At 72.9% G+C, this 22,126-nt stretch carries 22 protein-coding genes and 1 pseudogene; 15 read left to right on the top strand and 8 right to left on the bottom strand.

The genetic code is table 11. The features are described 5' to 3' along the window. Nucleotides 1-40 precede the first annotated feature (40 nt). The 4 genes from rph (at nucleotide 41) to AB0K18_RS37290 (ending at nucleotide 4,597) form a co-directional block, all read left to right on the top strand. A complete protein-coding gene (gene rph, locus AB0K18_RS37305) occupies nucleotides 41-2,641 on the top strand; it encodes a rifamycin-inactivating phosphotransferase (RefSeq protein WP_364924384.1) in 2,601 nt (866 codons plus the stop codon). Nucleotides 2,642-2,997: 356 nt separating this feature from the next. Beyond that, nucleotides 2,998-3,426: a hypothetical protein gene (locus tag AB0K18_RS37300; RefSeq protein WP_364924381.1), complete on the top strand. Its 429-nt coding sequence runs from the start codon at nucleotides 2,998-3,000 to the stop codon at nucleotides 3,424-3,426. A 69-nt stretch (nucleotides 3,427-3,495) separates the two neighbouring features. Then, complete coding sequence (locus tag AB0K18_RS37295) at nucleotides 3,496-3,846, top strand: hypothetical protein (RefSeq protein WP_364924378.1); 351 nt, start codon at nucleotides 3,496-3,498, stop codon at nucleotides 3,844-3,846. 115 nt (nucleotides 3,847-3,961) lie between these two features. After that, nucleotides 3,962-4,597 (top strand): hypothetical protein, encoded by a 636-nt coding sequence (locus AB0K18_RS37290; protein WP_364924375.1) that lies wholly within the window; start codon nucleotides 3,962-3,964, stop codon nucleotides 4,595-4,597. Here the strand turns inward: AB0K18_RS37290 and AB0K18_RS37285 are convergent. From AB0K18_RS37285 to AB0K18_RS37270, 4 genes and pseudogenes are all read right to left on the bottom strand, one after another. Then, nucleotides 4,594-4,659 (bottom strand): hypothetical protein, encoded by a 66-nt coding sequence (locus AB0K18_RS37285; protein ID WP_364924571.1) that lies wholly within the window; start codon nucleotides 4,657-4,659, stop codon nucleotides 4,594-4,596. The genes AB0K18_RS37290 and AB0K18_RS37285 overlap by 4 nt on opposite strands. Nucleotides 4,660-4,733: 74 nt before the next feature. Further along, a pseudogene (locus AB0K18_RS37280) lies at nucleotides 4,734-4,919 on the bottom strand (beta-L-arabinofuranosidase domain-containing protein); the annotation flags it as partial. A 31-nt stretch (nucleotides 4,920-4,950) separates the two neighbouring features. Next, nucleotides 4,951-5,100: a hypothetical protein gene (locus AB0K18_RS37275; protein ID WP_364924372.1), complete on the bottom strand. Its 150-nt coding sequence runs from the start codon at nucleotides 5,098-5,100 to the stop codon at nucleotides 4,951-4,953. Then, entirely contained in the window at nucleotides 5,097-5,474 is a 378-nt protein-coding gene (locus AB0K18_RS37270; protein WP_364924369.1) for a hypothetical protein, read from the bottom strand. Before AB0K18_RS37270 ends, AB0K18_RS37275 begins: the two co-directional genes overlap by 4 nt. A gap of 346 nt (nucleotides 5,475-5,820) precedes the next feature. Between AB0K18_RS37270 and AB0K18_RS37265 the strand changes: the two genes are divergently transcribed. The 3 genes from AB0K18_RS37265 to AB0K18_RS37255 are packed head-to-tail and all read left to right on the top strand — an operon-like array spanning nucleotide 5,821 to nucleotide 8,320. Next, on the top strand, nucleotides 5,821-6,552 hold the full coding sequence (locus tag AB0K18_RS37265) for an FCD domain-containing protein (protein WP_364924366.1): 732 nt from the start codon (nucleotides 5,821-5,823) through the stop codon (nucleotides 6,550-6,552). Nucleotides 6,553-6,593: 41 nt separating this feature from the next. Continuing rightward, nucleotides 6,594-7,376 (top strand): enolase C-terminal domain-like protein, encoded by a 783-nt coding sequence (locus AB0K18_RS37260; RefSeq protein WP_364924363.1) that lies wholly within the window; start codon nucleotides 6,594-6,596, stop codon nucleotides 7,374-7,376. Further along, on the top strand, nucleotides 7,373-8,320 hold the full coding sequence (locus AB0K18_RS37255; RefSeq protein ID WP_364924361.1) for a U32 family peptidase: 948 nt from the start codon (nucleotides 7,373-7,375) through the stop codon (nucleotides 8,318-8,320). Before AB0K18_RS37260 ends, AB0K18_RS37255 begins: the two co-directional genes overlap by 4 nt. A gap of 65 nt (nucleotides 8,321-8,385) precedes the next feature. Here the strand turns inward: AB0K18_RS37255 and AB0K18_RS37250 are convergent, their stop codons facing one another. Then, nucleotides 8,386-8,607, bottom strand: coding sequence for a hypothetical protein (locus AB0K18_RS37250; RefSeq protein WP_355426658.1), 222 nt, complete (start codon nucleotides 8,605-8,607; stop codon nucleotides 8,386-8,388). Nucleotides 8,608-8,959: 352 nt separating this feature from the next. On the opposite strand from AB0K18_RS37250, the gene AB0K18_RS37245 reads away from it, so the two are divergent. From AB0K18_RS37245 to AB0K18_RS37225, 5 genes are all read left to right on the top strand, one after another. Further along, nucleotides 8,960-10,282: a cellulose binding domain-containing protein gene (locus AB0K18_RS37245; RefSeq protein WP_364924358.1), complete on the top strand. Its 1,323-nt coding sequence runs from the start codon at nucleotides 8,960-8,962 to the stop codon at nucleotides 10,280-10,282. 336 nt (nucleotides 10,283-10,618) lie between these two features. Then, entirely contained in the window at nucleotides 10,619-11,671 is a 1,053-nt protein-coding gene (locus AB0K18_RS37240) for a ketoacyl-ACP synthase III family protein (RefSeq protein ID WP_364924355.1), read from the top strand. Further along, nucleotides 11,668-11,931, top strand: coding sequence for a phosphopantetheine-binding protein (locus AB0K18_RS37235; RefSeq protein WP_364924352.1), 264 nt, complete (start codon nucleotides 11,668-11,670; stop codon nucleotides 11,929-11,931). Before AB0K18_RS37240 ends, AB0K18_RS37235 begins: the two co-directional genes overlap by 4 nt. A 12-nt stretch (nucleotides 11,932-11,943) precedes the next feature. After that, complete coding sequence (locus tag AB0K18_RS37230) at nucleotides 11,944-12,987, top strand: ketoacyl-ACP synthase III family protein (protein WP_364924350.1); 1,044 nt, start codon at nucleotides 11,944-11,946, stop codon at nucleotides 12,985-12,987. A gap of 23 nt (nucleotides 12,988-13,010) precedes the next feature. Then, nucleotides 13,011-16,883, top strand: a complete 3,873-nt coding sequence (locus tag AB0K18_RS37225; RefSeq protein WP_364924348.1) for a beta-ketoacyl synthase N-terminal-like domain-containing protein — start codon at nucleotides 13,011-13,013, stop codon at nucleotides 16,881-16,883. Nucleotides 16,884-16,923: 40 nt separating this feature from the next. On the opposite strand, the gene AB0K18_RS37220 is transcribed toward AB0K18_RS37225, so the two are convergent. Next, nucleotides 16,924-17,631 (bottom strand): MBL fold metallo-hydrolase, encoded by a 708-nt coding sequence (locus AB0K18_RS37220; protein WP_364924345.1) that lies wholly within the window; start codon nucleotides 17,629-17,631, stop codon nucleotides 16,924-16,926. 94 nt (nucleotides 17,632-17,725) lie between these two features. Between AB0K18_RS37220 and AB0K18_RS37215 the strand changes: the two genes are divergently transcribed. Both AB0K18_RS37215 and AB0K18_RS37210 read left to right on the top strand, forming a co-directional pair. Next, on the top strand, nucleotides 17,726-18,259 hold the full coding sequence (locus AB0K18_RS37215; protein WP_364924342.1) for a WHG domain-containing protein: 534 nt from the start codon (nucleotides 17,726-17,728) through the stop codon (nucleotides 18,257-18,259). A gap of 111 nt (nucleotides 18,260-18,370) precedes the next feature. Further along, the gene (locus AB0K18_RS37210) at nucleotides 18,371-19,234 is read left to right on the top strand and encodes a universal stress protein (protein ID WP_364924340.1); all 864 of its coding nucleotides are present in this window, start codon (nucleotides 18,371-18,373) and stop codon (nucleotides 19,232-19,234) included. Between the two features lie 19 nt (nucleotides 19,235-19,253). On the opposite strand, the gene AB0K18_RS37205 is transcribed toward AB0K18_RS37210, so the two are convergent. Next, entirely contained in the window at nucleotides 19,254-20,084 is an 831-nt protein-coding gene (locus AB0K18_RS37205) for a universal stress protein (RefSeq protein ID WP_364924337.1), read from the bottom strand. A 37-nt stretch (nucleotides 20,085-20,121) separates the two neighbouring features. Next, on the bottom strand, nucleotides 20,122-21,018 hold the full coding sequence (locus AB0K18_RS37200; RefSeq protein ID WP_364924334.1) for a universal stress protein: 897 nt from the start codon (nucleotides 21,016-21,018) through the stop codon (nucleotides 20,122-20,124). A gap of 141 nt (nucleotides 21,019-21,159) precedes the next feature. Here AB0K18_RS37200 and AB0K18_RS37195 point away from each other — a divergent pair, with 141 nt between their 5' ends. Continuing rightward, a complete protein-coding gene (locus AB0K18_RS37195; protein WP_364924331.1) occupies nucleotides 21,160-22,056 on the top strand; it encodes a universal stress protein in 897 nt (298 codons plus the stop codon). The last annotated feature ends 70 nt before the right edge of the window (nucleotides 22,057-22,126 follow it).

Here is a 22,126-nt window from a genome sequence, read left to right as displayed (position 1 = left end):
CCCGTTGCCCATCGCCCGACGACACTCTGGAGCAACGGACGTGCCTTTTGTGCTGGCTTTCGACCAGGCCGACGCTACCGACGCCGCCCACACCGGCGGGAAGGGAGCCCACCTGGCCGAGCTCTCCCGCGTCGACGGCGTACGCGTGCCGGACGGCTTCTGCGTCACCACCGACGCGTACCGGCGGGTCGTGGCCGCCGCCATCGAACCGCACCTCGACCTGCTGGCCGCCGCCGACCCCGACGACCGCGCGGCCATCGCCGAGCTGAGCGCCGCCGTGCGCCGGGCCGTCGAGGACGTCACGATCCCCGAGGACCTCGCCGCCGAGATCACCGCCGCGCTCGCCCGGCTCGGCGAGCAGACCCCCTGCGCGGTACGCTCCAGCGCCACCGCCGAGGACCTGCCGACGGCGTCCTTCGCCGGCCAGCAGGACTCCTACCTCAACGTCACGGGCCCCCAGGAGGTCCTGCGGCACGTACGGCGCTGCTGGGCCTCCCTGTTCACCGAGCGTGCGGTCACCTACCGCGCCCGCAACGGCTTCGACCACCGCAGGGTGCAGATGGCCGTGGTCGTGCAGCGCATGGTGGCCCCGGAGGCGGCCGGTGTGCTGTTCACCGCCGACCCCGTCACCTCCAACAGGAAGGTCGCCACGGTGGAGGCCGTGTGGGGGCTCGCCGACGCGCTCGTCTCCGGCCAGGTCCCCGCCGACGCCTACACCGTCCGCGACGACCGCGTGCTGACCGTACAGGTCGCCACCAAGGCCCACGCCGTGCTGGCGGCGCGGGACGGCGGCACGCGGGACGTACCGGTCGAGCCCGAGCGCCAGACCGCTCCGGCGCTCACCGACGAGCAGGCCGTCGAGCTCGTACGCCTCGGCCGGCGCATCGAGGCGCACTTCGGCCGCCCTCAGGACATCGAGTGGTGCCTGACCGGCGACGGCTTCCACATCGTGCAGAGCCGGGCCATCACCACCCTCTTCCCCATTCCCGACGCCGGCGACCAGGGCCCGCACCTCTACCTCTCCGTCGGCCACCAGCAGATGATGACCGACGCCATGCGCCCGCTCGGCCTGTCGGTGTGGCAGCTCACCACGCCGCGGCCGATGCAGGAGGCGGGCGGGCGGCTGTTCGTCGACGCCACTCCCCTCCTGGCGACCGCCGCCCGCACCCCGTTCCTGGAGATGCTGGGCAAGTCGGACCCGCTGTTCCTGGACGCCGTCCAGACCGTGCTCGACCGCGGTTTCATCCCGCTGTCGGAGGACGCCCCCGGCACCGACCTGCCGCCCACTCTCGGCGACCCCGGCGACGCCATCGAGACCGACCCGGCCATCGTCACCGAGCTGATCAGGCGCAACGCGGACTCGGTGGCCGCCCTGCGGCGCGAGATCGCCGGCCTGACCGGACCCGAGCTGCTCGACTTCATCCATGACGACTTCGGCGAGCTGCGGCGGCTGCTGTTCGACCCGCGCGGCACGCAGGTGATCATGGCCGGCATGAACGCCGCCGTCTGGCTCAACGAGCACCTCGAAGAGTGGCTCGGCGAGAAGAACGCGGCCAACGTGCTCTCCCAGTCCGTCCCGCACAACGTCACCGCCGAGATGGGGCTCGCCCTGCTCGACGTCGCCGACGTCGTCCGCCCGCACGCCGAGGTCGTCGCGTTCCTCGACCGCGTCGCCGACGAGCGCCCCGAGGGCGCCGCCTTCCTCGGCGAGCTGGCCGGCCTGCCCGGCGGCCCCGAGGCCCGCGACGCCATCGTCGCCTACCTCGACACGTACGGCATGCGCTGCGCCGGCGAGATCGACATCACCAGGACCCGCTGGAGCGAGAACCCCGTCGAACTGCTGCCCACCCTCCTCGGCAACGTCGCCGGCTTCCCGCCCGGAGCGGGAAAGCAGCACTTCGAGCGCGGCCTGGAGGAGGCGCGGCGCAAGGAGCAGGACGTCCTGACCCGCCTGCGCGCCCTGCCGGACGGCGAGCACAAGGCCGGGGAGGCCAAGCGGATGATCGACCGCGTCCGCACCTTCACCGGCTACCGCGAATACCCCAAGTTCGGCATGATCAGCCGCTACTTCGTCTACAAGCAGGCGCTGCTCGGCGAGGCGGGCAGGCTCGTCGCGGCCGGCGTGCTGCGCGAGCCGTCCGACCTGTACTTCCTGCGCTTCGACGAGCTGCGGGACGCCGCCCGCACCGGCAAAGCGGACGCCGCGCTCATCCGCGAGCGGCGCGAGGCGTTCCGCACCCACCAGACGCTCACCCCGCCCCGCGTCATGACGTCCGACGGCGAGGCGCTCACCGGCCAGTACCGCCGCGCCGACCTCCCGCCCGGCGCACTGCCCGGCATGCCCGTCTCAGCAGGCACCGTCGAGGGCCGGGCCCGCGTCGTCACCGACATGGCCCAGGCGAGGCTCGACAAGGGCGACATCCTGGTCACCGCCTACACCGACCCCAGCTGGACCCCGCTGTTCGTCGCGGTCGCCGGACTGGTGACGGAGGTGGGCGGCCTCATGACGCACGGGGCGGTCATCGCCCGCGAGTACGGCCTGCCCGCCGTCGTGGCGGTCAACCGCGCCACCCACCTGATCCGCGACGGCCAGCGCATCCGCGTCCACGGCACCGACGGCTACGTCGAACTCCTCGACTGACGCTTCCACTCGGGCCGCCGAACCCCTGGAGAAGGCCGTGCATGAGGTGCCGCGGCGCCTGCCCGGTGGTGGGCAGGTGCGGCCGCGGCTCATGCTGGATGCCACCAGGCTGCTCCTGACCGCCGGGAAGAGCCTGTACGTCCGCCACCTTCGCAGCGGCAAGACGGTGAAGCTCGCCGACGTCCCGCTGCCCAAGGGCACCACGCTCTTCCCGGCCGGCTTCACCGCGGGCCACGGCCGGATCGCCTGGTGGACGGCGCGTGGCGGCAAGAAGCGGACCGCCGATTTCTGGGCCGTGCCGGTGGGTGGGGGCAAGGTGCGGCGGGTGGCGTCGGCCGTCCTGCCGCCGCCCTCACGTGCCGGGCTGGTCACCGGGCTCGCCCGGTCCCTTCGATCCCAGGCAGACGCCGTACCAGTCGGTCAAGAACGTCGAGACGGGGGAGACCCGCCGAGCGCCCGGCCCGGGTTCCGCCGTGGCCTGCGGCGTCACCCGCTGCATCGTGCGGGCGGACGGCTCGTTCCCGGCGCGGGTGCAGGGGCGCGACGGCCGTGCGCAGGGCGCGGTGGATGCGACGGGGATGCCTCCTCAGCCGTTGCTGCGTGACCGGTTCGCCGTGGCGTACCCGCCCGGCCGCGCCCTGGTCCACGACGTCACGACCAAGGCCACGGTCGTCGTCAAAGGTGTGGACACCAGCATCCGGTACCGCGCGGCTCCGGGGGACGATCTCGTCGTGTTCAGGCGTGGCGACAAGTATGTGATCGTCAATCTGGCCGCCGTCAAGTGACCTGCGGTTGCGCCCGGAGGAGGCCGCGCCGCGCCACCATCGCCCACCTCGCCCGCGCGGAGGAGGATCGTGATGCTCGCCCCGGGCCAGAATGACGCAGGACGGCTTGGCCTGTGGCCCGACGCGCTGATCGACGAGCTGCACGGCCTGCACGAAGGCACCCGCACGCTCGTCGCGCACGCCCTCGCCTGGGTGCTCGCCGCCGTCAGGGACCGGCTGAGCCGCGAGGTCGCGCTGAGCCAGGACACGGTGTGCCTGTTCCTCGACGACTTCACGACCTCCGACCTGCGCGCGGTGCGGCTGTCGGACGACGTGGACGTCGAGCGTCTCCGGGCCCGCTCCGACGTGATCGGCGGCGGCGACGGGTTCTGGGTGATCCGTTCCGGGCCCACCGGCGTACGGGATCTCGCCGACCGCTGACCCGCTACAACCCCTGCGGTACGCGGCACTCCTCCTTCAGGAGGATGTTCCCTGATACCCCTAGGGGGCATGGTGGGAAGTGACGGAGCCACCAGACGAAGGGGAGACTCGCGGGATGTTGCTGATCGACGTGTACGTACCCAAAGGAGCCCTGAGCGAGCAGGAGCAGCAGGAGCTGGGCCGCCGCCTCATCGACACGCTCATGGTCGAGGACGACGGCAGCCACGCCAAGGAGGTGATCGACGCCCAGCGCACGATCACCCAGGTCCTGGTGCACGAGCCCGCCACCTGGGTGCTCGGCGACCGGCAGGCCCCCGCCGACCCGCCGCGCTACCTCGTCCGCGTCACCGTCCCCGCGTCGTGGCGCAAGGACATGTGCGAGCCCATCCCGCGCATCGTCACCGGAGTGCTGGCCGAGACGGAACGGGCCGCCGGCCGCGACCCTGGGCGCTTGGAGCGCGAGCCGCACGCGGTCGTCCTGCTGGAGGGCGTCACCGAGGGCGGTATCGGCATCTTCGGCAGGGAGATGAGCAGCATGGACCTCATGGAGCTGGTCTCCCGCCCGTACCGGGACAAGGACGCCGAGAAGACGGAGACGATCGATCCGGTCTGCGGCATGGCCGTGACGCTAGACGACCCGGCGCTCACCCTGGTGCACGAGGGCGTCCGGTACGGCTTCTGCAATGGGCTGTGCCGCCGGGCGTTCGCCGACGAGCACGGCCTGTCGCTCAGCCGGCGGGACGCGTCCTAGACGGCGGGCGTCCAGACGCGCATCGCGGACGGGCCCCTGTTGCCCCAGCGGTGGTAGGGCACGAAGCGGCGCGCATGCCGTCGGTGCGGCGCAGGCTCGGCCGGCCGGGGTCAGGCTCCACGCTGAGGCTGCGGCGGTGCAGCGTGTCGACGTAGTGGAACGCCTTGCCGTCGTCGGAGGGCGCGGTCGCGACGATGTTGTACAGGGTGCGCTCGACGACGTCGGCGTAGCGGGACTCGCCGGTCGCGAGCAGCAGCCGCCAGGCGACCGTCACCGACGCCACCCCGGCACAGGTCTCGGTGTAGGCGCGGCCGGCGGGCATCGTGCGTAACTCTCCTTCGAACAGGTGATGGTCAGCCGCGTACCGAGCCGGACATGAGGCCACGTACGTAATGCGGCTGCAGCAGCAGGAACAGCACCATGCAGGGCAGCGCCGCGACGACGATGCCGGCCTGCAGCGCGCCGAGGTCGATCGCGCCGAACTCGCCGCTGCGCAGGCTCACCAGCGCGATCGGCAGGGTGAACTGCGTCCCGGACCGCGCGGGTCGGCGGCGGCGTACTTGTTCTCCGCCAGGTCGCCGCGGAGCCTGAGCCGGCCGCTCTTGGCGTACACCTCGACCTGCGCCTCGTCGCCGAGGGACCAGGCGAAAAAGTCCCAGGCGGCGTCGGGCGCGCGGCAGGAGGAGGAGATGCCGATGGCGCCGTCGCCGAGCGCGGCGACCTTGCGGGCGTTCTCCGCGAGCTGCTCCAGGCTGGTGAGCGGGGCCGCGGGGTCGATGCCGGCCCGCTTCAGCAGCACGTCGTTCTGGAAGATCGCGGACGTGCCGATGGTGTGCGGCACGGTGTACTCGCGCCCGTCGCGGGTGCCGAGCTGCACGTGCGACGGGGTGAGCTGATCGGCGAAGGACAGCGTGGCGATCCTGGCGGTGATGTCCCGGTACAGGCCCTTCGAGGTGAAGTCGGGGGTGTAGGTGACGTCGGCGGCCAGCAGGCAGTGGCACTTATCAGATAACTATGCAAGGGGCCTGAGCGCACCTAGCCGCCTCCAGCGCGGCTGTGACGTGCGACATCTCGGCAAAGCCAGTGCTTTATCGGCTTGTAGTGTCAGCAGTGCGTTGTGAACTTATCAGATATGTGCGAAAGTCCTGGTCGTGAGTAGGTCGAGCAGTGGCAGGGAGCCGGACGGCCCGGGGCCCGACATGCCGGACTCGGCAGGGGAAACGATGGCCAATGACACTGAGCTGAACGGCGAGTCGCGCACCGCGGGCGTGGTGCGGCACCTGGAGGAGCTGATCTTCGACGGGGACCTGCAGCCAGGCCAGTTCCTCCCGTCGGAGGGCGAGCTGGCCACCGCGATGGGCGTCAGCCGGCTCACCGTACGCGAGGGCGTACGCACGCTGGAGGCCCGCGGCCTGCTCCAAGTGCGCCGCGGCCGGCGTCCCGTGGTCGCCCACCCCAACGCGGCCCCGCTGAGCGGCTTCTTCGCCGCCTCCCTGCGCCGCGACCCGCGTAACCTGCTCGAACTCGTCGAGGTACGCCTGGCGCTGGAGGTGTACGCCACCACGCTCGCCGCCCGGCAGGCCACCCGCACCGCGCTGTCCTCGCTCGAGCTGGCCTACGACACCATGCGGCAGGCCACCGACGAGGAGTCGTTCAACCAGGCCGACGTGCGCTTCCACGCCGTGCTCGCCGCCGCGAGCGGCAACCAGATGATCAGCTTCCTCATCGAGGCGATGGACGAGCCCATGCACGAGAGCCGGCTGCGCAGCCTGCGCGGTCACCTCGCCAGGGGGCGCTCGATGGACGACATCATGGACGAGCACGCCCGCATCCTGGCCGCCGTACGCGAGCGCGACGCCCGCGCCGCCGCCGAGGCCATGCGCGAGCACCTCGTCCAGACCCGCATGGACCTGCGCGCCTTCCTCGCCCTGCCCACCGCCGACGGCCAGGGCTGACCTTGCCCCGAGCAGCCCCCTGCTCATCCCTTGGAGACACAGTGAAGATCACCGAAGTCGAGACCATCGTCGTCGGCACTCCGTGGCGGGAGCTGACGTTCGTCGAGCTCACCACCGACGACGGGCTGCGCGGCCTCGGCGAGGCGCGCATGCTGAACAAGACCGACACCCTGCTGGCCTGCGTCGAGGAGATGTCGCGCCGCTACGTCATCGGCAGCGACCCGTTCGACGTGCAGCATCTGGCGTGGCGGTTCTCCTGGGAGGAGTACGGCCGGGCCGGCGAGGTCACCCAGACCGCCCTGGCCGCCATCGACATGGCCTGCCACGACCTCATGGGCAAGAGCCTCGGCGTGCCCGTCCACCAGCTGCTCGGCGGGCGCTTCAGGCAGCGCACCCCCGCCTACGCCAACGGCTGGTACCAGGGCGAGCGCGACCCCGACACGATCGCCGCGATGGCCGCCCGCGTGGCCCGCGCCATCGAGGAGTACGATCCGGCCTGGATCGAGGAGCCGGTCCCGCCGCACGACGTCTGCGGCCCGGTCGGGACGGCGGCCAATGTGCACCTCGCCGTGGCCTCGTCTAACCACAAGATCCTGGAGCACTCCAACGACTTCGCCGACCCGTGGGTGAAGGACCTCGTGAGGGGCGCGCCCGAGGTGGACGCGGCCGACGGCTCCTTCGCCCTGCCCACCGCGCCGGGGCTCGGCGTCGCCCTCGACAAGGAGGCGTGCGCCGCGCATCCCCGGACGAACGCGCACTTCAACCTCGTACGCGACGGCTGGGAACGCCGCGACGGCGCCAACGTCGAGGCGGTGCGGTCATGAGCGCGAACCTGCCGCGCCCCGCCGAGCTGCTGGCCGCGCTCGGGCTGCCGGACGGCGACCGGCACGACCTGCCCGCCTCGTCACGCCGGTTCCCCGACGGCGCGCAGTACCGCGTGGAGATCCCCAGCGTCGAGGGTCCCGAGTGCCTGGCGGCCGTGCTGGAGGCCGCGCGCACGCTCGACGTGCCGGTCACCCGCGTCTCCCAGGGCACCGGCGTCGGCCTGCTCACCGATGCCGAGCTGGGGGAGATGGCCGCACTGGCCGCCTCAGCCGGCGTCGAGGTCAGTCTCTTCGCCCGGCCCTGCGCGGGCTGGGACGCCTCCGCGATGGCCCGCAGCCCCGCCGGCTCCATCCTCGCGCCGGCCGCGCGCGGCCAGGACCAGGTCGCGGCGGTGCTCGACGAGATCCTGCGGGCCGCCGAGCACGGCTTCCGCAGCGTGCTCATCGCCGACCTCGGCGTGCTGTCGATCTTCGGCAGGCTCAGGGCCGCCGGGCACCTGCCGCCCGACATGCAGGCCAAGGTCTCGGTCATGCTGCCCGCCGCCAACCCCGAGTCCGCGCGCGTGCTGGAGGACCTCGGCGCCGACAGCCTCAACCTGCCCACCGACCTGACGCTCGCGCAGGTCGCCGCGATCCGCGCCGCCGTGGACATCCCGCTCGACGTGTACGTGGAGGCGCCCGACAACGTCGGCGGCTTCGTCCGCCACTACGAACTGCCCACCCTCGTCGAGGTCGCCGCGCCGGTGCACGTCAAGTTCGGCCTGCGCAACGCGCCCGACGTCTACCCGGCGGGCACCCACCTGCTGCCCACCACCGTGGCGCTCTCCCGCGAACGGGTGCGCCGCGCCCGCCTCGGCCTCGACCTGCTGGCCCGTCACCGGCCCGGCGCGCTCGGCACCGCGCCGGGAGACGAGGGCGCACGGCTGCGCATCCCCACGCCCTGAACGGCATCCGCCCTGCCGTCCCTGCCGCCCCGGTCCGTCCCCACGGGCCGGGGCGGTCGCGTGCGTCAGGTATAGAGGAAGTAGTAGCGGTAGCGGCTCTCCCACTCGCACTTGTAGGCGTGCCACCAGCCCTGGGCGACGCCCTGGCGGCCGACCCGCTCGCAGTCCGACTGGTTCTTGAAGACGCCGACGAGCTGGGTGGTGGCCTGTGCCGGAGTGGCGCCGATCGTCAGCGACAGTGCGAGCGCCATGATGGTGGTGCTGACAACTGCGCGGGCCTTACGCATTCGTCCTCCTGGGACTGGGGGGGATCATGACGCCGGACAATATCACTTACCGAGCACCGTGAGAATTGTCAGGCACGATTCAACAGCAGCCTTTCCCAGCCCTTTTCCGGCATGATCACCGCTGGTAATGTCAGCGTCACTGTTTCGGGATGTAGGAAAACAGCCGCCGAACGCCTCGGGGGCGGGTATCCGACCGCCTGTGCGCTCCCGTGCTGATCTTGGTGCTTAAGTACGATTTATGCAGGTTTATCGTTGCATTGGGGGCGGGCGGGAAAACTTTGACCATTCTCGCTCCGGTGTCATATGGTCGGCGCCGCCCATATCGAGTGAGCCGATCATCCGGAGCCGCACCATGCACGCTCGACCCCGCACGGCCACGATCGTCTGCATGGCGATGGCCCTGCTGGCAGCCGTCGGTCTCTCAGCAGCCTTACCCCGGCCGGCGCACGCAGCGCAGGTCGTCACCGATATCGCGTACGCACCCGCGCAGCCCGCCGGCAGCCGAGGACACCTGCTCGACCTCTACATCCCCGACACCGGCACCGCGCCGAGGCCGCTGCTCATCTGGCACACCGGCTCGGCCTGGAGCAGCGACGACGGCAAGGCGGGCGCCGACGCGATCGCCGCCATCTTCAACCCGCTCGGCTTCGCCGTGGCCGGCGTCAGCGTCCGCAACAGCACCCAGTCGATCTTCCCCGCCCAGGTGCACGACATCAAGGCGGCCATCAGGTGGCTGCGCGCCAACGCGGCCACGTACGGGATCGACCCCAACCGCTTCGCGATCGCGGGCGACTCGTCCGGCGGCTGGCTGACCGAGATGGCGGTCTTCTCCGGCGGCGTCGCCGCGCTCGAAGGCAACATCGGCGTCACCGGTGTCTCCAGCGCCGTGCAGACCGGGCTCGCCTTCTACAGCCCCACCGACTTCCTGCAGATGAACGCCCAGAACCTGCCGGGCGGCGGCCTCGACCACAACTCGCCGGCCTCTCCCGAGTCGCTGCTGGTCGGCTGCGCGATCCAGACGTGCCCGGGGACGGTCGCGCAGGCCAACCCCATGACGTACGTCGACGCCAACGACCCGCCGCTGCTGTTCCTGCACGGCCAGGCCGACTTCCTGGTGCCGCACGGGCAGAGCGAGCTGCTCTTCAGCCGCATCAAGGCACAGTGCGGGCGCGCCACCTTCGTCTCGGTGCCCGAGGCCGACCACATGATGGACCAGATCATGGACCCCGCCCAGTACGGCGCCGAGACCGTCCGCACCACCGCCAACTGCGGCGAGACCGTCCGCGTCGGCACGCTCAACGCCACGTGGGGCAACTTCACCACGTTCCTGCGCGGCGGCCTGCAACTGGGCACCTCCTGCGAGGTCACCTACGCGACCGGCGCGTGGAACGGCGCCTTCAACGGCAGCGTGACCGTCAGGAACACCGGCACCACCCCCGTCACCGGCTGGACCATCACCTGGACCTGGCCGGGCAACCAGGCGATCAGCACCGCATGGAACGCCACCGTCACCCAGACCGGCGCCCAGGTGACCGCCCGCGACGCGGGACACAACACCTACATCGGCCCCGGCTCCAGCCAGAGCTTCGGCTTCTCGGCCACCGCCACCGGCTCGAACAACCCGCCCGCCCAGTTCAAGATGAACGGCGTCACCTGCACCAGGGTGCTCGGCTGAGACCGCCGCGCCGGGCTCGCGCGGAAAGGCGCGGGCCCGGCGCCGCACGCATTCCGAATTGCATTCGGCGAAACGCCGTGGAAAAGCGCCGGTAATGCAATACGTTCCGTCCGGCGCCGGTCACGATATGTCGCCGACCAAATACTGGACACCGCCATTGCCTCGCCCGGCGGGCCGCCCCTATCCTTGCCGTGAAAACGGCCCGCCATCCCATTTCACGGTCAATCACCCACCGGGCGGGCCCTTGATATCCCCGGACCCCGCGCCATTCAGCAGCGGCCGCCTTCCCGTGCCCGAAGGCCGTTGTCCGGGATCGTCGATGAGTAAAGGGGACGTGTGCGTACCTCGAATATGTTCGTCAGAAGCCTCGGCGTCCACGTGCCGGAGAGCGTGAGCGTCGAGCACGCGGTCCGCCAGGGCTGGTACCCGGCGGAGGAGGCGGAGCGCTACCGGCAGCTCGGCGCGGCCGTGGCAGGAGACATGCCGGCGCCCGAGATGGCGCGGCTCGCCGTCCTCGACGCCTACGACCGCTGGGACGAGTCCGCGCCCCGCGACCTCGACCTGCTGCTCTACCCGTCGGTCTGGCACCAGGGCCCGAACGGCTGGCAGCCCCAGCACTACCTGCAGCAGCACCTGCTCGGCGGCCACGTGCCCGCCTTCGAGATCAGGAGCGGCTGCGTCGGCATGATCAGCTCGCTGGAGCTGGCCGCGAGCTACCTGCGCGCCGACGACGCGCGCGAGACGGCGATGGTCGTCTCCGCCGACAACCACGGCACCCCGCTCGTGGACCGCTGGCGGATGACCCCCGGCGCGCTCATCGGCGACGCCGCCGCCGCGATGATCCTCGGCAAGGAGTACGGCATGGCCGAGCTCCTGTCGGTCAACGTCGCCGTGATCCCCGAGGCCGACGCGGTCAACGACGGCGCCTACCCGCTGTTCCCCCCGGACGCCACCGTCGGGCGCGGGCTCAGCTTCTCCGACCGGCACGAGGAGTTCCGCCAGAAGCTGCTCGAGAAGCAGGGCACCGGCATCCACCTGACCATCCAGAAGACGATGATGCAGCAGGTCGAGCAGACCCTCGACGAGGCCGGCATCGAGCTCGGCGACATCACGCGGGTGGCCTTCCCGCACGGCAGGCGCGAGGACCTCGACGGGCAGATGTCCTGGCTGGGCATCGAGGAGGACCAGACGACCTGGGACTACGGGCGGCGTGTCGGCCACTGCGGCGCGGTCGACCAGTTCATCGCCTTCGAGCACCTGCTCGCGACCGGCGGGCTCAAGGCCGGCGACCACCTGCTCATGGTCGGGTTCGGCTCCGGCACCTCCGTCGCCGCGGCGGCCTTCCGCGTCCTTTCCCCCCGCCCCGTCACGAAGGAAACCCGCGCATGACCGAGCTCACCGAGAACCTCACCGAGAAGCTGATCGCCTTCATCCAGGACAACCTCGTCCAGGACGGCGACGACCTCACCATCGACGCGACCACCCCGCTGCTCGCCTCCGGCCTGCTCGACTCCCTGCGCACCGCGCGGCTGCTCAACCACCTCCGCAAGGACCTCGGCGTCCCCGTCCCCGCCGCCAAGCTCGACCCCGAGAACTTCCGCGACGTCGCCACCATCGCCGCGATGGTCACCGAACTCGAATCCGTCTAGCGGGGAGCAGGCATGCGGTACGCGGACACCTACATCGGCGGCGTGGGAACCTACCTCCCGCGCACCGTCGTCAGCGTCGAGAAGGCCGTCGCCAAGGGCTGGTACCCGGCCGAGGAGGCCGACCTGCACCAGCTCGGCGGCGCGGCCGTGGCCGGCGACACGCCGGCGCCGGAGATGGCCCTGCACGCGGCGCGCAGCGCGCTCAAGCGCAGCGGCCGCGCGCCCGGCGACCTCGGCCTCCTCCTGTACGCCTCCACCTGGCACCAGGGCCCCGACGGCTGGCCACCGCACTCCTACCTGCAACGCCACCTCGTCGGCGGCGACGCCCTGGCCACCGAGATCCGGCAGGGCTGCAACGGCATGTTCATCGCCCTCCAGCTCGCGGCCGGCCACCTGCACGCCGACCCCGCCCAGACCGCTGCCCTGCTGGTGGCGGCCGACAACTACGGCACCCCGCTCATGGACCGCTGGCGCATGGGCCCCGGCTACATCGGCGGCGACGCCGCCGCCGCACTCGTCCTGACCAGGGAGCCCGGCTTCGCCCGCCTGGCGTCCGTCTGCACGACGACCGTGACCGAGGCCGAGGAACTGCACCGGGGCAGCGAACCCCTCTTCCCGCCCGGCGTCACCGTCGGCAGGAAGATGAGCTTCGCCGCCCGCAACGACCAGTTCCGCCGCCAGGTCATGCCCACCGGCGAGGCCACCGCCGCGCTGTTCTCCATCCAGCGGGCCCTCGAAGAGGTCGTCGAACGACTGCTGGCCGAGAGCGGCATCCAGGCCGCCGACCTCACCAGGGTCGCGTTCATGAACTACTCGCGGGAGATCGTCGAGCAGCGCTGCATGGTCCTGCTCGACCTGCCCATGTCCCGCTCCACCTGGGACTACGGCCGCACCATCGGCCACTGCGGCGCCGCCGACCAGGTCCTGTCCCTCGACCACCTGCTCCTCACCGGCCGGCTCGGCCCAGGCGACCACCTGCTCATGCTGGGCACCGGGCCCGGCGTGACCGTCTCCGGCGCCGTCATCGAGATCATCGACACCCCTCAATGGCTCTGAACACCGAAGGGAAACCGACGCGCATGGCCGACAGCCCCCGCGCAGACCGTCCAGAACCCGTGGCGGTGATCGGCATCGGCTGCCGCCTGCCCGGCGACGTGCACGCACCGGACGAGTTCTGGGACCTGCTGCGCGCCGGGCGTAACACCACCGCGCCGCTGCCCGACGACCGGTGGCGCCCGTACGAGCGGCGCAGCCCCGAGGACGCCGCCGCGCTGCGCGACGCCGTACGTCATGGCAGCTTCCTGCGCGACATCGACGGCTTCGACGCCGAGTTCTTCGGCTTGTCGCCGCGCGAGGCCGAGTTGATGGATCCGCAGCAGCGCCTGCTCATGGAGACCGCGTGGGAGGCCCTGGAGCACGCGGGCGTGCCGCCGCACACGCTGGCCGGCACCGACGCCGGCGTGTTCGTCGGCGTCTGCACCGCCGACTACGGCGGCCGGCTGCTCGAAGACCTGCCCCAGATCGAGGCGTGGACCGGGATCGGCGCCGCCACCTGCGCCGTCGCCAACCGCGTCTCCTACTCCCTCGACCTGCGCGGCCCCAGCATGGCGATCGACACCGCCTGCTCGGCGTCGCTGGTCGCCCTCCACCTCGCCGCGCAGAGCCTGCGGCTCGGCGAGAGCGACGTCGCCCTGGCCGGCGGCGTCAACCTGCTCGCCACGCCCGGCCAGACCCTCACCCTCGGCACCGCGGGCGCCCTCGCGCCCGACGGGCGCTCCAAGTCCTTCGACGCCGCCGCCGACGGCTACGGGCGCGGCGAGGGCTGCGGCGTCGTCGTGCTCAAGCGGCTGTCCGACGCGCGGCGCGACGGCGACCGCGTCCTCGCGCTCGTCATCGGCAGCGCCGTCAACCAGGACGGCCACACCAACGGCATCATGGCGCCCTGCGGCGAGGCCCAGGAGCACGTGATGGCCCGCGCCTGCCGCCAGGCCGGGGTCGAGCCGTCCACCGTCGACTACGTCGAGGCCCACGGCACCGGCACCCGGCTCGGCGACCCGCTGGAGGCCGCCGCGCTGTCGGCCGTCTACGGCGCCGCCCGTCCCGCCGGCGACCCGTGCCTCATCGGCTCGGTCAAGTCGAACATCGGCCATCTCGAAGGCGCGGCCGGCATCGCCGGCGTCATCAAGGCCGTGCTCGCCCTGCACCGCGCCGAGATCCCGCCGACCGTCCTGACCACCCTGAACCCGGCCATCCCCTGGGAGAGCTCGGGCCTGCGCGTGGTGACCGAGCCCACCGCCTGGCCGACCCGCGACCACCCCCGCAGGGCGGGCGTCTCCAGCTTCGGCTACGGCGGCACGGTGGCCCACATCCTCCTCGAACAGGCGCCTCCCGTCGAAGAGCGACCCGAGGAAGGGGATGCGGGCGAGCGCCTCTTCCCCCTGTCCGCCGCCTCCACCCAGGCCCTCCGCGGGTACGCGGCCCGCCTCGCCGACCACATCGAGACCGGCCCCGGTCCGGCGTCGTCCGGGCCCGGCTCGGCGTCCGGCGGGGCTGGGCCGGCGTCGTTCGAGGCCGGATCCGGTCCGGCGTCGGTCGGGCACACGCTGGCGCTGCGCCGTACCCACCTGGCCCGCCGTGCGGTCGTGACCGCCGCCGGGCGGGACGACCTCGTCGCCGCTCTGCGGCGGCTCGCCGACGACGTGCCCGCCGAGACCGTCATCACCGGGGACGTGCTGCCTGACCTCGGGCCCGGGCCCGTGTGGGTGTTCGCCGGGCAGGGGTGCCAGTGGCGCGGGATGGGGCGTGAGCTGCTGGCCGTGCCGGAGTTCGCCGCGCTGGTCGACGAGGTCGAGCCGATCTTCGCCGAGGAGATCGGGTTCTCGCCCCGCCGGGTCCTGACCGACGGCGACCTCGACGCCATCGACCGCGTCCAGACCATGATCTTCGTCATGCAGCTCGGCCTCGCCCGGCTCTGGAACGCCTACGGCGTCGAACCCGTGGCCGTTATCGGGCACTCGGTCGGCGAGATCGCCGCCGCGGTGACCGCCGGCGCCATGAGCGTCGCCGACGGCGCCCGCCTCATCTGCCGCCGCTCCCGCCTGCTGCGCCAGGCCGCGGGCAAGGGGGCCATGGCCATGGTCGGGCTGTCGTTCGAGGAGGCGTCGGAGCGGCTGGCCGGGCGTACCGACCTGGTGGCGGCCATCGCGTCGGCGCCCGGATCGACCGTGCTGTCCGGCGACCCGGCCGCCGTCGAGGCCGTGCTGGACGAGTGGCCCGCCGAGGGCATCATCGTCCGGCGGGTCGCCTCCGACGTCGCCTTCCACAGCCCGCAGATGGAGCCGCTGGCCGTCGAGCTGGCCGCCGCCACCGCCGGGCTCGCGTTCGGCGCGCCGCGCATCCCCATGTACACCACCACGCTGCCCGACCCCCGGTCCACACCGGTGCTGGACAGCGCGTACTGGGCGGCCAACCTGCGCGACCCCGTACGGCTGGCCGCGGCGACGGCGGCCGCCGCCGAGGACGGCCACCGCGTGTTCCTGGAGATCTCACCGCACCCCGTGGTCACGCACTCGGTCACCGAGACGCTGTCGGAGCACGGCTACGAGGACGTCTTCGCCGGCACCACCCTGCGCCGCAACCAGCCCGAGCTGTCCACCTTCGAGATCGCGGTCGGCACCGCCCACTGCCACGGCGTCGAGGTGGACTGGCGGCGCCTCCAGCCGTCCGGCGGCCTGACCACGCTGCCCCCGTACGCCTGGCAGCACCGCCGCCACTGGCGCGACCCGTCCACCTCGAACGACCACCCGGGCCACGACGCTGACTCCCACACCCTGCTGGGCGCGGTGACCAGCGTCGCCGGCAGCGACGTCCGCGTGTGGCGCACCAGCCTCCAGGACGCCGGCCGCCCCTACCCGGGCAGCCACGCGCTCAACGGCGTCGAGATCGTGCCGGCCGCCGTCCTGGTCAACACGTTCCTGCGAGCGGCCGCCCAGGGATCGGACGAGGACGTCACGCTGACCGGCGTGGAGATGCTGCATCCCCTGATGACCGCGGAACGCCGGGAGATCCAGGTCGTCCACGAACCCCCGGCCGTCCGCCTCGCCGCCCGCACCCCGGCGGCCCCCGGCGAGCCCGACCCGGCCTGGCTCGTGCACGCCGCCGCCGAGGTGTCGGCCGCCCGCCAGGTCAAGCCCGACGTCCTCCCGGACGCCGGCGACCTGCGCCCCCTCGACCCTGGCTACGTCCACCAGCGCCTGGCCTCCGTCGGAGTCCCGTCCACGGGCTTCGACTGGAGGATCGGGGCCCTCCTCGGCGCCGAGGGCGCCCTCCGCGCCACCGTCCATGGGGAGCAGGGGAACTGGTCGGCGGCGCTGGACGCGGCGATGTCCGTCGCGCCCTGCGTGTTCCCCGGAGATCCGGTGCTGCGGATGGTCGTGCGGATCGACGAGGTGGTCCTGACCGGCACGCCGCCGGCCACGGTGATCATCGACGCGGCGATGGACCCCGAGGCGGAGGACACCGTACGGACGCTGATCGCCGACGTGGACGGCCGCGTGCTCGGCCACCTCACGGGCCTGCGCTACCCGATGATCGACGCGCCCGCCCCGGCGGAGGACGACCTGCGCGGCCCCGCCGAGTCGTTCACCGGCCTGTCACCCGAGGACCTGCGCGAGCGTGTGCAGCCCGAGGTCCGCGCGGAGATCGCGGCCGTGATGCGGCTGGACCCCGACGATCTGGCGCTCCGGCGTCCGCTCGTGGAGCAGGGGCTGGACTCGGTGATGACCGTCATGGTCCGCCGCCGCCTGGAACGGCGCTTCGGCTGCCGCCTCCCGGCGACCCTGCTGTGGCAGCAGCCCACCATCACCGCGATCGCCGCCCACCTGGCCCAGCTCCTCACCGCTCCCCGCCCGGAGCCGGAGGCCCAGGACGGCCCGCCCCTGATCGCCGGCTGAGCGGCGGGCGGGCCGAGCCCCGGGCCGCCCGCCCAGGTCATCAGGCCTTTCTGATGGCGTCGGCGACCTCGGCGGGCGAGGCGTGCCACGGGGCGCCGTGGCCGGGCAGGACCCAGGACGCCCGCAAGCCGGCGATGCGGTCGAGCGAGGCGAGGGCCTCGGCCGGATCGTCGGTGAAGGGGGCCGGCTGGGGGCCGACGCGGCCGGTCAGGACGTGGCGGGTCGTCAGCGCGTCGCCGACGCAGACCGCGTCGGCGATCGGGACGTGCACCGCCACGCTCCCCGGCGAGTGCCCCGGCATGCCCACGATGACCGGGCTGCCGGGCAGGTCGAGGACGTCCCCGTCGGCGATCTCGGTGACCTCCTTGACGTAGCGGGTGCGCAGGCCGTTCTTGCGCAGGGAGTAGGCGAAGAACCCGGCCGTGGGGCCGATCCGCATGGGACCCACCGCGACCTTGCCCTTCTCTCCCGTACGGGCGCGCACGGCGTCACCCGCGTGCACGAACACCGGCACGCCATGGGTGCTGCGCAGGCGCTCGGCGAACCCGAGGTGGTCGGAGTCGCCGTGGGTGAGGATGAGCCCGCGGATGTCGGCCTCGGTCTTGCCGAGGGCGCGCAACTCGTCCTGCAGGTCCTGCCAGTGTCCCGGCAGGCCCGCATCGATCAGCGTGATGCCCTCGGGGGTGTCGATGAGGTAGCAGGCCACGATGTCGTTGCCGAGGCGGTGCAGATGAGGTGCGAGTCGCATGGTCTCTTCCGGGGGCTGTATGAAACTGATTCAATGGCTAATGTAGTTAGCCATCATGGCTAACGTCAATAGCTTTTCACGAAGGGAAGAACGGGTGCCGGCTCCCGAGAAGACCTCGCTGAGCAAGATCGTCGCCGCGGGACGCGAGTTGCTGGAGGAAGTCGGCCGGCAGGGACTGACGATGCAGAACGTCGCCGAGCGGGTCGGCGTCCGCGCTCCGTCCCTGTACAAGCACGTCGCCAACCGCGCGGCGCTGCTGACCGCCGTCGCGGAGGCCACCGTCGACGACCTGAGAGCCCAGGCGGAGGCGACCGACGGCTCGCTGGAGGAGCTGATGCGCAGCTACCGGCGCTTCGCCCATGCCTTTCCCGAGGGGTTCAGGCTCATGTTCGACGCCTCGACCGAGTCGCTCGCCCGGACGACCGAACCGGTGCTGCGCGCCTCGGGGCAGCTCGTCGGCGAGCAGCACGCCCTGGAGGCCGCACGTACGGTGACGGCCTGGGCCACCGGCTTCATCAACATGGAGCTGAGCGGGCACTTCCGGCTCGGCGGCGACGTGGAGCAGGGCTTCGAGTACGGCCTGGCCACCATCTGCCGCGCGCTCGGCAACGGAGCCGGTCAGGGGTAGACGCCCGATACGGGGGAAATGGCCAGGTACAAGGCCCGTGCGCGGCGGTGCTGGACGATCCGGGGCCTCCGCAAGGGACGCCGCGCACGCACCGCCTCGGGGAGGAGGCGCATGATGCCCGCATCCATCGTGGCCGGGTTCGACGACTCGCGGCCGGCGTGGTCGGCGCTCGGCTGGGCGGCCGCCGACGCCGCCCGCCGGGGGCTGCACCTGCGGATCGTGCACGTACGCGAACCCTGGTGCGCCGAGCACCCGATGGACGCCTCCGTCGAGACCGACACCCTGACCGCCCGCTGCGAGAGCATGCTGGCCGGCGCGGCCGCCCACGCCCGCGACACGGCGCCGGACACGCCGATCTCGACCGCGCTGGTGACGGGGGCGGTGACGGAACGGCTGGTGACCGAGTCGGAGACGGCCGACACCGTCGTGGCGGGCAGCAGGGGGCTGGGCGGATTCGCCGGGCTGGTGCTGGGCTCGGTCGGGCTCGGCCTGGCCGCGCACGCCGCGTGCCCGGTGGTCGTGGTCAGGCGGCTGCCCCGCGCGCCCACCGGCGAGGTCGTCGTCGGGTACGACGGGTCGCCGGCGGCCGAGCGCGCCCTGGAGTACGCCGCCAAGCAGGCCGTCGCCCGCCAGGGACGCCTGCACGCGCTGCACGGCCTGCGCTGCCCGCCCGCCGCCCCGCACCCCGTCGGCTTCGGCCCGCTCATCGTGGACGACGGCGACGACATCGCCCGCCGCCTCGCCGAATGGCGCGAGGCGCACCCCGGCGTCGAGCTGTCGGTGTCGATGAGCTTCGAACACCCCATCGCGGCCCTGTCGGCGGCCTCCCGCACCGCCGACCTCGTGGTGGTCGGCTCGGTGGGCCTCAGCGGGCTGCCCGCGAACCGGCTCGGCTCGGTCGGCCACAGCGTCCTGCACCGGGCCCACTGCCCGGTGGCCGTGGTCCCCGGCCCGGGCGCCGCAGACCAGCCTTGACCCCCGCCGCAGCCCAGCCTCAGCCCTGGCGGGGGCGTACCACCGCGACAGGGCACACCGCGTGGTGGAGCAGGCCGTGACTGACCGAGCCCAGGACGGCGGAGGTGAAGCCGCCGCGGCCCCGCGAGCCGACCACGACCAGCTCGGCGGAGGCGGAGGCGTCGGCGAGAGCGGCGACCGGGTGCGCATGCACCTGCGAGCCGTCGAAGCGCACGTCGGAGTACTCGCGCGCCCAGGACGCGAGCCGCTCCTGCGCGGCGGCGCGGTCCTCCTCGAAGGAGTCGGTGAACAGGTCGGCGAACTGCGGGCCGTAGGTGGCCAGGATGGGCTGCGACCAGGCGTACACGGCGAGGATCCCGGCGTCTCGGGCCCTGGCCTGCGCGACGGCGTACCGCATGGCCCCGTCGGCGGCCGCGGAGCCGTCGTCGCCCACCACGATCCTGCCGTGCTCGCGCGCGGCGGCGCTCGCCCGTACGACGACGACCGGCCCCTCGGCGTGCCCCGCGATGGCGAGGCTCACCGAGCCGAGCGCCAGCCCCGCGAACCCGCCCACGCCCCGGCTGCCCAGCACCACGCAGTCACTCGTCACCGCCTGCCCGAGCAGCGCCTCGACCACGTTTCCCCCGAGCAGCTCGGTCTCCACCTCCAGGGCGCCCGCCGCCCGGGCCCGGTCGGCGGCGGACTCCAGCGTGCCCGCGCAGTACTTGAGCCCCTCGGCGCCCCGCTTCTGCTCGCACACGTGCACGAGCCGCAGCGGCAGGCGCCTGCGCCGGGCGTCGGCGGCCGCCCACTCAACGGCCGTGTGCGCAGGCGTGGAGCCGTCCACGCCCACCACGATGGGTCCGCTCACGTGCTCACTCCTCAATACGTCAGCCGGGCTCAGTACGTCAGTCGGGCGGGATGCGCGGTCGCATGACGGTCGCCGGGGTGACCGCGACCGGGCACCAGGCGTGCAGCAGCGCGCTCTGGGTGACCTGCCCGAGCAGCAGGTAGGGCGGGGACTCGTTGCCCCGGTTGCCGAGCACGAGCAGCGCCGCGTCCTTGGTCGCGTCGAGCAGGGCGCGCTGGGGGCGTCCCGTGACGAACCGCGCCACTACCGGCACGTCGGGCCGCCTGCGCGCCAGATGCGCGGTGACCTGGTGGAAGCGCGCCTCGGCGCCGGCCCGCAGCGCCCGGGAGTCCACGAACGGCAGCGGCTCGGGCCACGACGCCGAACCGCAGTCGTTCCAGCAGCACAGCACCGTCACGCTGCCGAGCCGCAGCGCGGCCTCGTCCAGCGCGAACTCGACGGCCGCGAGGGCGGCGGGCGAGCCGTCCAGGCCGACCACGATCCGCGCGTCCTGTCCTGACCGGCCCTCGAACTGGGACGGGATGACGACGACCGGCCGCGAGCAGTGCGCCGCCACCTGGACGGCGGCCGACCCCACCGGCAGGCCCTCGAACCCGCCCTGCCCGCGCGACCCCAGCACCGTGATCTCCGCTTCGTGCGCGCTCTCCAGCAGCACCGCGGCGGGGGTGCCCGGCTTCACCAGCGGCCTGACGTCCAGCTCGGGGGCGAGCTCGCGGGCGCGGCGGGCGCCGTCCTCCACGACGCCGCGGGCGACCTGCTCGATCTGCGCCATGACCTCGTCGGAGACGGGCCTGAGCGCGTACGGCCAGTGCAGCGCGTGGCAGACGAGCAGGGGCCGGTTGCGCAGCCGCGCCTCCTCGACCGCCCAGGTCAGGGCGTGCCTGCTGGCGGGGGAGTCGTCGTAGCCGACCAGCACGGCCCGGCCATCGCTCATCGCCTGCCTCCCGGTGAGTACCCGTCGCGGTCCGGCTGCCCAGAGGCGGAGCCGCGAGCCTCACGGGATGGTAAAGGCTCGGCCGCGCCATGCTTGCCCCGAGCCGCGTTTGCCGGGAACGCCTCCGGTGAGGGGACCCGGATGAGCGGTCTCGTGATCGTGGGCACCGACGGCTCCGCTCCCGCCGCCGCGGCGGTCGAGTGGGCCGCCGACGACGCCCTGCGTAAGCGCGCCGAGCTGCGTATCGTGCACGCGCTCGACCGCGGGCCCTACGCCATCATCGGGGTGGCCGTCCCCGGGCCCTACGTCATCGCGGGAGCCGACGTCCCCGAGCTGGACGAGGCCCTGAGGCGCGCGGCGGCGGAGGTGCTGGAGGCGGCCGAGGCCATCGCGCGCGCCCGGCAGCCCGAGGTGCCCGTCATCACGCGGGTCGTCGACGGGACGCCCGCCGCCGTGCTCATGGACCAGGCGCGGGACGCGGACGAGCTGGTCGTCGGCGACCGCGGGCTCGGCGGCTTCACCAGGGCGCTGCTCGGGTCGGTGACGATGAAGGTGGCGGGGCAGGCGTCGTGCCCGGTGGTCGTGGTGCGTGACGGCCCAGATGATCGTACGGACGAGCGTACGGCTGAGATCGCCGTCGGCGTCGACGGCTCCGAGAGCTGCGAACCGGCCATCGCGTACGCCTTCGAGCAGGCCGCCCTGCGCGGTGCCACGCTCCACCTGGTCCACGCGTGGGAGGTGCCGGTCCACGCGTTCGCGCCCGAGATCTCCTACGACGTGGACGAGGTCCGCGCCGCCAAGCAGGAGCTGGTCCGCGCCCGCACCGAGCGGTGGCAGGCGGAGCACCCCGAGGTGCCCACCGTCATGGACATCCAGTGCGCGCACCCCGTGGACGCCCTCACCGCCACCCCGTACGACCTCGTGGTCGTCGGCTCCCACGGCCGGGGCGCGATCGGCGCGCTGCTGCTCGGCTCGGTCAGCAGAGGCGTGCTGCACCACGCGCGCGGCACCGTGGCGGTGGTGCGCCCACCGGCGTGAGCATGGGACCAAAGGCGGTCGCCCGCGGGACTTCCTACCCGGGCGCCGGGGCCTGCGACAGGGGAGGGTG

Source organism: Nonomuraea sp. NPDC049421 (assembly GCF_040677005.1).
GTDB lineage: Bacteria > Actinomycetota > Actinomycetes > Streptosporangiales > Streptosporangiaceae > Nonomuraea > Nonomuraea salmonea.
The sequence above is the reverse complement of the archived record's forward strand: the minus strand, read 5'-3'. Positions and strand labels throughout refer to the sequence as shown.